Origin of the sequence: Paraburkholderia fungorum (genome assembly GCF_046027215.1) — a bacterium.
GTDB lineage: Bacteria > Pseudomonadota > Gammaproteobacteria > Burkholderiales > Burkholderiaceae > Paraburkholderia > Paraburkholderia fungorum_D.
Genome location: NZ_JAQQEN010000002.1, coordinates 1,266,435 through 1,277,693, shown reverse-complemented (window position 1 = coordinate 1,277,693; position 11,259 = coordinate 1,266,435). Strand labels below are relative to the sequence as shown.

The window sequence follows — 11,259 nt, the reverse complement described above, 5'->3', positions numbered from 1 at the left end:
GCGATGACGCACTTCGCTTGTATCCTGCGCCGCTTACAGCACTTACCGCGCTTATCGAGCCTGTGGCGCGTGACGCGCACGCCGGCCGTACGACTGGCCACGGGACCAGCCGTACGACCCGCCACAAGACTACTCGTCCACTGGCTCGCGTCGCTCACGCTGCCATTGCTCGCCTCGTGCGCGCTCATTCACCACGACAGTCCGCCCGCCACGATGATCGCGCCGCAGCAGATCCGCCTCGCCGACGACATCCATCTCGCGAACGAAGGCTGGCCGTCGGCGCGCTGGTGGACGCAGTATCACGATCCGCAGCTCGATACGCTCGTCGACCTGGCGCTCGCTCATGCGCCGACACTCGCTATTGCGCGCGAGCACGTCTCGCAGGCCCACGCGCAGGTCGAGCTGATCCGGGCGGGGGCCGGTCTGCAGATGTCCGCGTTGGCGGAGGCCGATCGCGAGCGGGTCTCGGGGCACGGTTTCCTCAGCGCATACGCGTCGCACGACCCGGCGATCGGAGCGTTTGGGCCGTGGTATTGGACCGGGCTGGTGGGCGTCGCCGCTCACTACGACATCGATATCTGGGGCAAGCAGCGCGACCTCGTGCGCGCGGCAATTGGCGAGCAGAACGCGCGGCGCGCGGAGGCGGCGCAGGCCGAGCTCGAACTCTCGGCAGGTGTCGCGCAGCTCTACTACAGCATCCAGATCACCTACGCGAGCCTCGAGCTGTTGCGGCAGCTTCGGGAAGTGCGCGCGTTCGAGCTCGACACGCGATCGGCGCGCCATGAACGCGGCCTCGAAGCGCTGACCCAGACCGCCGAGGCGCGTTCGCGGTTGCTCGCGATCGACCAGCAGATCGCGTCGAGCGAGGAGCAGGTCGTCCACGCGCGCGAGGCGCTGCGCGCGCTGGCGGGCGTCGGTGCCGACGATCTGCCGGCGATCGCGCCGGTGCCGTTGCCGGCGCCATCCGGGTCGTTGCCGTCGACGCTTTCGTACGAGCTGCTCGCGCGGCGCCCGGACTTGCAGGCAATGCGCTGGCTGGTACAGGCGTCGTTCGACAAGATCGATGCGTCGAAGGCCGCGTTCTACCCGAGCTTCGATATCACCGCGTTCTTCGGTTTCAACGCGCTGCGCATGCGCGATCTGTTCATGCATTCGAGCCAGCAGATCAACCTGATTCCCGGCCTCACGCTGCCGATTTTCGACGGCGGCCGCCTCAACGCGAACCTGCACGGCGCGCGCACGGCCAGCAACACGCTGATCGAGCAGTACGACCAGGCGGTGCTCGACGCGGTGCGCGATGTCGCGCAGGGCGGCAGCCAGATCGACGACCTCGATCATCGCGTGCGGTTGCAGCATGAGCGGATCGACGCGTTGCGCTTTGCGAGCGACAGTGCCGAGGCGGGCTACCAGACCGGCCTGGGTGACAGGACGAGCGCGATGCAGGCGAAGGCGCCGGTCATCGTTGGGCGCCTCGAGCTCGTGCAACTGACCGGCGACGAGATCGAAGCGGGCATCGTGCTGACCCGCGCGCTCGGTGGCGGCTATCGCAGCGACGATCTGCCGGAAGACACGGCCAGCACGAAAGTGCACTAGCCGGAGAGTGCGCCGGGTTGGTTTTGCCGCAGGTCGTCCTGTGAGCGTGAGGGCCCCCGATCGGGGGATTGATCGCTGTTGCCCGCCGATCCTAACGCGACCGATGACCCATCTGTCAGGGAGCCGATTCTTGAACCGTCATGATGCTTTGGGAAGCCGCACACCTCTCCGGGCCACGCGGCTGTCGCACCCGGAACCGTTGATCCGTCGAGGCGGGTCGTGAGGGAAGACATCGATCTGATCGAGCTCACCGCTGCAATCGTGGCGAGCTTCGTGTCGAGCAATCCGTTGCCGTCGGCCGACCTGCCGGCGTTCATCTGGAGCACCTACGCCGCGCTGGCCGCATTGCGCACGCCGGCGGCCCCGGCGGCGCAGCAGCGGGCGGCGGTGCCGATCGAGGAATCGGTGCGCGACGAGTACCTCGTCTGTCTCGAAGACGGACGCAAGCTGAAGTCGCTCAAGCGCTATCTGCAGCGCCACTTCGCGATGACCCCCGACGAATACCGCGCGAAGTGGGGCCTGCCCGCTGACTACCCGATGGTCGCACCGGCCTATTCCGCGCTGCGTTCGTCGATTGCGAAGCGCCATCCTGGGGGCGCAATCAAGCCGCGTCGCGGCACCTGAGAACGCACGAACGAGGGAGGTCACCTCCGTCGCGCTCACCCGATGAGGGGATGTCGCGCCGCCGCCAGATTGCGCAAGATGGGGCCGTCGACTTACGGCCTGCGGAGGCGCACATGTTCACGCACACACCCCATGCAGCGTGCGGCAATGAGGCGGCGGATTTCGCCGCCGACAGCGGGATCGCGCTCGAGGAAGCCAATCCGGTCGCTGATGCGTCCGGCCGGCGCCACTCGGACAGTGTCTGCGACGCGCTCGTCGCACGCCTCGTCGCGCGGGCCGCCGAGCGCCCGCCGCCGTCCGCGCGTCGCGCGGCGCCGCTGCCGACGTGGCGGCTGCGGCGCGCGCTCGACTTCATCGAAGCGAATCTCGCGCAGCCGATCGGACTGGCCGATGTCGCCGCCAGCACCGGACTCACCCGCATGCATTTCGCCGCGCAATTCCGCTCGACGACCGGCTATTCGCCGCACGCGTATCTGCTGCGGCGCAGGATCGAGCACGCGCAGATGCTGCTGCGTTCGTCGGCGCTCAGTGTGCTCGACGTCGCGCTCAGTAGTGGCTTCGGCTCGCATGCGCACTTCACGACCGTGTTCGGACGGATGGTCGGGGAGCCGCCCAACAGCTGGCGGACCCGCATGCGCGGCGAGGGTCCGTTGGTGGAGCCGGTCGTGGCTATCGACCCGCGTCGCGGCGACACCGGAGCGTGATCATGCGGACCGACCTGGCGGATGACACATGCTGGTGCGCCGCGTTGCGCCTGCTCGACGGGGGCTCGCGGGAATGGGCCGCGAGCCGGCTGGCGCCGTGCCTCGAAGCAGCCAGGGTGCCGGCTGCGCAAACCGACGCGTGCCGCGAATGCGTGGTGCGCGTGCTCGATCGCGTTTCGGCGAAGATCGTGGTCGTGTACTGGTGCGATGCAACGTCGTGCCGCTACGGCGACCAGTTGTGGAGGCTGGGCGTCTCGCGGCGGCGCGGTCGCTGCGCGTTGTCGGGTGCGCCGATCAAGGCCGGCGACGCGATCTACCGTCCGCGACAGGGGCGGCCGAAGCCCATCAACGCGGCCGCGATGATGCTGGCCTCAGAGGTCGAGCGCGTCTCGCCCGGTTGATTGCTGGCCGCATTACAAATCCCGGTCACGATCGCTTTCGTTGCGGTTTCAGTCTGGGTAATACCGGGCAACAACCCATCCTTTACCAAAAAAGAACCGAATCATCACGCTTCTCCGGACGCTCAACTCTAGTCTGGACGCTACTGCGTTCGTCAAACGGTTGTGACGATCAGGTGTCCGACGGAGCGTGGCATGAACGAGGCATTTGTCTGCGAAATTCATCAGGAAGCGGGACAACTTCATCCCCGCGCGGCGCCGCCGCGGGCGCAGTCCAAAGCCCTCGTGACGCGGGCGCTTCACGTCGTGCCGACCGCATCCGTGTCCGTCGACGAGGTTCAGTCATTGGCGCGCGTCCATCGCGATCTTGCGCGCGCCTGGCAGATGCTGATCCGCTGTGAGGCCGCCGAAGCGCTTCTGACCGCGCAGCGGATTGACGGGCAGCTCGGCCCGTTACCGGGCCCTGTGACGGTTGCGGTGCGTTGCGAGATCGCGGCCATGCGGGCAGCGGCGCTCATGCTGCAGGACGACGCGGGAGCAGCATTGGCCGCTGCGCTTGCCGCGTTGCGGCTCGGCGCCGCCACGCCCACCGCGCACGTCGCGTTGACGGTGTGCCGCTGCGTTTACTGGCGCCTCGGCGATCCCGAGAGTTTCTACGCGGTGGAACGCCGCGCGCCGGACGCTCAGCCGGGCCGGCTGCGCGCGATCACCACGACGCTCGACCTGGCGCTCGATGCCGCGATCGAATTCGGTCAGATGCATTTCAATGCCGCGCGCTTGCTGGCCCACGACGCGCTTGATGTCGCGCGCCGTTTCGGGTCCGCTCCGGCGGCAATCGACGCGCTGCCTGCCTGCGTGATGGCGCAGGTGCTGTACGAGGAGGGCCGCGTCGACGAGAGCGAGGCGCTGGTCGCGGCGCGGCTACCGGGCATCCGGCGGGGCGGTGCGATCGAAGGCGCGGTGCGCGGTTACGGACTGCTCGCGCGCATCGCCGTGAACCGGCGGCAACCGGGACATGCGTTCCTGCTGCTGGCCGAGGCGCACGCGCTGGGGATGGAGCGCAACTGGCCGCGGCTGCGCGCCGCCAGCCTCGCGCAGCAGGTCGAGATGTACGTGGCCGCGGATCGCATCGACCAGGCGGCGCTCTGCGCACAACGGCTCGCCGTGCTGGCCGGACAATGCGGTGCGGCGAGCAGCAGCGCGCGCTTCGAGATCGCGCGCTACCACGTGCTCGCTCAGGCGCGGCTTGCGCTCGCCCAGACGCATTCCCAGGCATGCGCTCAGGCGTTCCCTCAGGCACCCATCCAGACATCCACCCAGGGACCCGCCGCGGTCGATCTCGCCGCGCTGCGGCAGCTCCATTGCGATACCGTTCTGAGGCGCGATCGATACGGCGCGGTGACGATCGCGTTGCTGCTGGTCGAAGCGCTGCTGGTCGCCGGCCTGCGAGATGAAGCGATGGCGTTGCTCGTCACGCTGCTGAAGCAGGCGGCTTCGGTGGGACTGCAGCAGACGCTCGTCGACTGCAGCGAGCGCGTTGCGAAGCTGATCGACGGGATGGTGCGGGGTTCGATCGTGCCAGTCGGCGACGTCCGCGAACTGCTTCCCTACGCAAGCGCATTGATGTCGCGACGCCGACGCCGCGGCGCCGATGTGCAACCGGCGTGTGAGGCGGCGCAGCACGCAGCGTGGTCGGTGGCCGCCTTGGGCCTTAGCGAACGTGAGCGCTCGATCATCGGACTGATGGGGCGCGGGCTGACCAACAAGCAGATCGCGATCCGGCTGTGCATCGCGCCCGAGACGGTGAAGTCGCACGCAAAGCATCTGTACACGAAGCTGTCGGTGAGGAACCGGATCGAAGCGGTGACGCTGGCGAGCCGTCTGGGCCTCGTGCGGCTATCTGGATGCGACTACGCCCGTGACTAGCCCGCTTCGAACGTCTCGCGCAGACGATGGCCCGACGGCAGCGTGGCGGCGAGCGCGTCCTTCATCGTCTTGCTGAGTGCTGCGTGGTGGTTCGCCGATTGCGTGTCGCCGGCCAGCTCAGAGGCACGGGCAGCCGTGCGATGGATGCGCCAGTCCGCGAGCGGCGTCTGGTAACCGCGCGTCGCGTCGAGTGCATGCTGCACGCAGCGCAACGCATGGTTTGCGTCCTGCTGTTCGCACGCGACCCGCGCGCGCATGTCCCACGCGAAGCCCTGCCACGTGCGTTCTTCGATAGCGGTCGCGAGGTCGACGAGGCAGTCGGCATGGGCGATCGCGGCATCGAGATCGCGTTCCGCGAGCGCGGCGCCCGCAAGCCCCCATTCGAGCGGCAGACGCCAGTACCAGTCGAAGATCACCGGCTGCGTGTCCATCTGCTGCATTACCTGCGTGAGCGCGTCGCGCGCGGCACGCGTATCGCCGAGACCAAGCTGTGCGAGCCCGGTCAGCAGCAGGCAGAGCCGGTATTCGGCCGGCAGGATCGATTTGCCGCTGCCCGGTTCTGGCGACTTGCCGGCTAGCACCTGCGTGCAGGCTTGCAGCATCGCGTCGAAATCCATCGCATGGAACTGCACCCAGCAGCGATAGAGCGTGAGCGTGTCCGCGCCGTACGGGTTGCCGTTGTGCGCGAACATCGTGATCGCCTTGTCGAACTCACGCTGCGCGCGGCCAAATTCGCCGAGATAGAGCTGCGTCCACGGCACACCGAGATGCACCATCCAGGTCGCGCGCGCCATGTTGAACTCGGGGCGGTTTTCGTCGTTCTCGACGAGGAAACGGTAGTTCGCGAGGATGGTGTCCTGGGCTTTCTGATAGTGCGACGACACGAGGCAGACCATGGCGAATTCGCACAGCGACCAGGCGGTCGTGTAGGGATCGTCGCCGGCGCGCAGGGGGACGAGTGCGGCCTCGCACTGCGCGATGTCTTCGGCGCACCAGCCGCGTACCCACATCCGCCAGACATAGCAGCTGATGCGGGTGCGAGCCTGCTGCTGCGGGTTGGTCTGCTTTTCGCTCAACGCGAGCGCTTCGTCGATGATCTGGCTGCAGCGCGCCTGATCGCGCCAGCTATACGCATACGCGAGGCTCATCAACGCACGGCTCTGGATGTCGATCAGGCCGTGCTGCGCGGCACGCTCCGCGAGCTGTGCGCAGGTTTCCCGCGCGCGGGAATCGTGGGCTGCCGCGAAGATCGAAGCACGGCCTTCGAGGAATTCCGTTTCCGCCGCCGCGCGGGCTTCACTGGGCAGATTGGCGGCGAACATCAGCGCGCGGTCGAGGACCGCGAGCGCGTCGTTGTACGCGAGTCGCTTCTTCGCGGTCTGGATCGCAATGCGCAGATAGCCGAGCGCGCGTTCCCAACGTTTCGCGGCGGCGAAGTGCTGGGCGAGTTCGGCGGCGACCCCGCCACGCTCGTCGGGTGCGAACAGCGCTTCGAGCGCTTCGGCGACGCGCAGATGGGAGCGGGTGGTGCGCAGCGGACCCTGCCGCTCGTAGAAGGTCTGCCGGTACATCGTGTGGCGGAACGCATAGGTGTTCGCGGCGAGACCATCTTCGAGCGTAGACGACGGCTCGCGCCGGACGAAGCTTTCCTGACGGCAGAGCGTCTCGCAGATATCCTCGAAATGCTCCTGGCTCAAGCCGGCGGCCGGCGCCGCGGTCATCACGCTAAACGCGAGGCCGGCGACGCTCGCGCCTTCGAGCGCGCGTTGCTGGTCGTCGGAGAGCCGGCGGATGCGATGCTCGATCACCTGGTTCAATGTGAGCGGCACTTCCAGCCGCACTTCCGATGGCGACAGATGCAGCTTCCAGCCTTCGGGCGTCGATTGCGCGATGCCTTGTTCCACAAGATGATCGAGCGTCGCGACCATGAACAGAGGGTTGCCGCCGGAACGCTCGCGCACCAGCTGGGCGAAGCCGTGCGCGCTATCAGGCTGGACGTCGCGCGGGCCGCCCGTCAGATATTCGGCGATGGCGCCTTCGGTCAAGGGTTCCAGCACGATGTCGTGGCACAGCTTCTGCAGCCCCAGATCGCGGTTCAGCCGGCACAACGGGTGGTGCGCAAGTTCGGCGTCTTCCGGACGGTACGTCGCGATCACCATCAGACGTGCGCCGCTGCGATGGCGGGCAAGCGCGGACAGCATGTCGACCGTCGAATAGTCAGACCAGTGCAGGTCTTCGAACACCAGCGCGAGCGGCCGCTCCAGCGACAGCGCGTCGAGGAATTCGCAGATCTCGCGCAACATGCGCCCGCTCGCCGCACCGATCACCTGATGCTGTAGCTCGGCGCGGTATTGCTGCGGTACCGAGCCGAGCATCTGCAGGGCCCAGGTCGGCGCGATCGACACGAGCGTGCGGGTAATCAGCGGGCCCGCTTCGCCGCGAGTCAGTTGGGTCAGCGCGTCGAGCACCGGGTAGTAAGGCTCGATGCCGCCGTAGCCTTCGACGCAGCGCCCGAGCGACGTCAGTACTGTGGCATCGCCATCGAGCGAGTCCAGGAACCGGTTGACGAGCGTCGTCTTGCCGATGCCCGGTTCGCCCGCCACGAACACGATGCGCGATGCGCCACTGCGGGCTTCGTCGAACAGCGTCCTCAACCGGTTCAGTTGCTGCGTGCGGCCGACGAACCCGCCATGGCCGCGCTGGTCCGTCTCACGTGCGACGGTGCTGGAACTGGCGGAGAGCGGCGCGATGAAGCGATAGCCGCGGCCGCGATGGGTTTCGATAAAGCTTGGCTGTGCGGGATCGTCGCCGAGCGCCGTGCGGATGGTCAGCATGTGCGTCTTCAGCACTTCGGGCTGGACATGCACGTTCTGCCACAGTGCGTCGAGAAATTCGTCGTGCGTAATGAGCCGGCCGGCGTGGTCGATCAGGTATTGCAGCATGTCGTAGGCGCGCGGCGCCAACGCGAGCTTGCGGCTCGTGCCGTCGGGCGCACATTGCCAGACGCATCGGTTCAGGCGATCCAATCGAAAGGGTGGGAATTCGATCACGCAGATTCTCCGATTGGGCAGCAGCCCGGCTTGGTTGTCGCGATTCTATACTGCGCGCGGCGGTACTGCGGACTGGAGCATTCCACTATCGAATCCGGCTCAGCGTGATATCGGCTAACTTGCCGCGGACTCACCGCACTACATGAATATGTAATGTCCCGGCGGGGTGCCAGGCTATATCTTGTCGCAGTGCCATTGCGGCATGGTGAAACTCGCGCTCAAGCTGCGCCGGAAAGCCGTTCGCATCCGCCTCGCCGATGCAACATCGAATCGACCCATCCACTAACCGGACGCTGACATGGTGGCCTTCGTGCGACCGTGCGGGTCCTTGCACTCTCGCAAACTGGAGCTACTCATGGCCTATGAACTGTTGACGCCCGACACGTGCGCGCTCGCGCTTATCGATCATCAGCCGCAGATGTTCTTCGGCACGCACTCGCATGAGCGCACCACCATTCTGCACAACGTCCAGATACTCGCCAAGACCGCGAAGCTCTTCAAGGTGCCGACCGTTCTGACGACGGTCGCCGCCGATACCTTCAGCGGCCAACTGCTGCCGGAAGTGCAAGCGGTGTTTCCGCAGACCAGGCCGATCGACCGCACGTCGATGAACTCGTGGGAAGACAAGGGCTTTCGCGACGCGATCAAGGCGACGGGCCGCAAGAAAATCGTGATCGCGGGCCTGTGGACGGAAGTGTGCGTCGCTTTCCCGACGGTGCAGATGCTGGCCGAAGGCTTCGAGATCTACGTGCCGACGGACGCCTGCGGCGACATCACCGCGGAAGCCCATGAGCGGGCCGTGCAGCGCGTCATCCAGGCGGGCGCGGTGCCGCTGACGTCGGTGCAGTTCCTGTGCGAACTGCAACGTGACTGGGCGCGTGGCGAAACGTACGAAGGCTGCATGGAGATTTTCAAGGCGCATACCTCGTATGGCATCGGCGTGCGCTACGCGAAGCAGATTCTCGGTGGCCACGCGAGCTAACCGGGCTGATCGCCTCACGCCATCCTTTCACGCGCAACGCGTTTGTCGTCGCGCGTGAAACGCGTCTGACCAACCATCACGGAGAGCGACGATGACCGCACCGACTAAGCCCAGCCGCATTGCGGACCTGGTGATCTATAACGGCAAGATTGCGACGCAGGACGACAGGCGTTCGTTCGTGACGGCGCTCGCCATCGCGAAGGGCGAGATCGTTGCGAGTGGCAATGACCACGACATGATGCAATGGGCGAACGAGTCCACGCGCCGCATCGATCTGAAGGGACGCACCGTCGTTCCCGGTCTCAACGATTCGCATCTTCACATCATTCGCGGCGGTTTGAATTTCAATCTCGAACTGCGCTGGGATGGCGTGCCCTCGCTGCACGACGCGCTCGAGATGCTGCGCGCGCAGGTCGCGCGCACGCCCGCGCCGCAATGGGTGCGTGTTATCGGTGGATGGAACGAACTTCAGTTTGCGGAAAAACGCGGGCCGACACTTGAAGAGATCAACGCGATCGCGCCGGATACGCCCGTCTTCATCCTGCATCTCTACGACAGCGCGCTGCTGAATGCTGCCGCGCTGCGTGCGGTCGGCTATGACCGCGATACGCCGAATCCGCCGGGCGGCGAGATCCAGCACGACCGCCGCGGCAATCCGACCGGCATGCTGATCGCGCGTCCGAATGCGGGTCTGCTGTACGCGACGCTCGCCAAAGGACCAAAGCTGCCGTTCGACGACCAGTTGAATTCATCGCGCCAGTTCATGCGCGAACTCAACCGCCTTGGCGTGACGAGCGCGATCGACGCAGGCGGTGGCTACCAGTCTTATCCCGACGACTACGCCGTCATCATGGAACTCGCGAAGCGTAACGAGCTGACCGTGCGAATCGCGTACAACCTGTTCACGCAGAACGCGAAGAAGGAAATCGAGGACTTCGCGAGGTGGGTCAAGGTCACCAAACCGGGTGACGGCGACGATTTTCTGAAGATGAACGGCGCAGGCGAGATGCTCGTGTTCTCCGGCGCGGACTTCGAAGATTTTCTGGAGCCGCGTCCGGATCTGCCGGACGTGATGGAAAGCGAACTCGAAGCCGTTGTGCGGCTGCTCGTGCAAAACCGCTGGCCGTTCCGGCTGCACGCAACGTACGACGAATCGATCGAACGTTTCCTCAACGTGTTCGAACGTGTCAACCGGGACACGCCGTTCAACGGCCTGCGCTGGTTCTTCGACCACTGCGAAACCATTTCGGCGCGCAACATCGACCGCATTGCCGCGCTGGGCGGCGGCATCGCCGTGCAGCACCGGATGGCCTATCAAGGCGAATACTTCATTTCCCGCTATGGCGCCGAAGCTGCCGCGCATACGCCGCCTGTGCGGAAGATGCTCGCGGCCGGGCTGCCGGTCGGCGCGGGGACGGACGCAACGCGCGTCGCGAGCTTCAATCCGTTCGTTTCGCTGTACTGGCTTGTTTCGGGGCGCACGGTGGGCGGCACGCTGATGTACGCCGCGCAGGACCGGCTGGATCGCATGGAGGCACTGCGCCGCTATACGGTGGGTAGCGCATGGTTCTCGAATGAAGAGACGAAGAAGGGCGCGCTCGTGCCTGGCCAGCTTGCCGATTTCGCGGTGCTGAGCGACGACTATTTCACGATGGAAGAAGACGGCATCAAGCATCTGACCTCGGTGCTGACGGCGGTCAATGGACGGATCGTCTACGCGGCCGAAGAGTTCGAAACGTTCGGCCCGCCTGCGCTGCCCGTTAGCCCCACGTGGTCGCCCGTCGCGGAGTACGGCGGCTATGCGCGCTATCGTCCCGCGGCGCCGCTCGTGCAGTCGTGCAACGACGCGTGCGTGAACCTGTGCGGTGTGCATCGTCACGCGCATTCATGGGCATGGCGCAGCAACGTGCCCGCTGGCGACGCGAACGCGTTCTGGGGCGCGCTCGGTTGCAGTTGTTTCGCGTTCTAGGAGCCGGCAGGCG

General features: G+C 66.2%; 8 protein-coding genes. 7 read left to right on the top strand and 1 reads right to left on the bottom strand.

Going from position 1 to position 11,259, the window contains the following annotated elements; all coding sequences use genetic code 11:
* Positions 1–3: 3 nt before the first annotated feature.
* From PQR27_RS26315 to PQR27_RS26295, 5 genes are all read left to right on the top strand, one after another.
* The gene (locus PQR27_RS26315; protein ID WP_408526540.1) at positions 4–1,593 is read left to right on the top strand and encodes an MdtP family multidrug efflux transporter outer membrane subunit; all 1,590 of its coding nucleotides are present in this window, start codon (positions 4–6) and stop codon (positions 1,591–1,593) included.
* A 219-nt stretch (positions 1,594–1,812) separates the two neighbouring features.
* On the top strand, positions 1,813–2,217 hold the full coding sequence (locus tag PQR27_RS26310; protein WP_408526539.1) for a Ros/MucR family transcriptional regulator: 405 nt from the start codon (positions 1,813–1,815) through the stop codon (positions 2,215–2,217).
* Positions 2,218–2,330: 113 nt separating this feature from the next.
* Complete coding sequence (locus PQR27_RS26305) at positions 2,331–2,921, top strand: helix-turn-helix domain-containing protein (protein WP_408526538.1); 591 nt, start codon at positions 2,331–2,333, stop codon at positions 2,919–2,921.
* 2 nt (positions 2,922–2,923) lie between these two features.
* On the top strand, positions 2,924–3,322 hold the full coding sequence (locus tag PQR27_RS26300) for a DUF3331 domain-containing protein (protein ID WP_408526537.1): 399 nt from the start codon (positions 2,924–2,926) through the stop codon (positions 3,320–3,322).
* Positions 3,323–3,514: 192 nt separating this feature from the next.
* Entirely contained in the window at positions 3,515–5,245 is a 1,731-nt protein-coding gene (locus PQR27_RS26295) for a LuxR C-terminal-related transcriptional regulator (protein WP_408526536.1), read from the top strand.
* On the opposite strand, the gene PQR27_RS26290 is transcribed toward PQR27_RS26295, so the two are convergent.
* Entirely contained in the window at positions 5,242–8,295 is a 3,054-nt protein-coding gene (locus PQR27_RS26290; protein WP_408526535.1) for an ATP-binding protein, read from the bottom strand. The genes PQR27_RS26295 and PQR27_RS26290 overlap by 4 nt on opposite strands.
* Before the next feature lie 355 nt (positions 8,296–8,650).
* Between PQR27_RS26290 and PQR27_RS26285 the strand changes: the two genes are divergently transcribed.
* Positions 8,651–9,277 carry a hydrolase gene (locus tag PQR27_RS26285; protein WP_408526534.1) on the top strand — a complete coding sequence of 209 codons (627 nt, stop codon included), beginning with the start codon at positions 8,651–8,653 and terminating at the stop codon, positions 9,275–9,277.
* A 91-nt stretch (positions 9,278–9,368) separates the two neighbouring features.
* On the top strand, positions 9,369–11,246 hold the full coding sequence (locus PQR27_RS26280; RefSeq protein WP_408526533.1) for an amidohydrolase: 1,878 nt from the start codon (positions 9,369–9,371) through the stop codon (positions 11,244–11,246).
* The last annotated feature ends 13 nt before the right edge of the window (positions 11,247–11,259 follow it).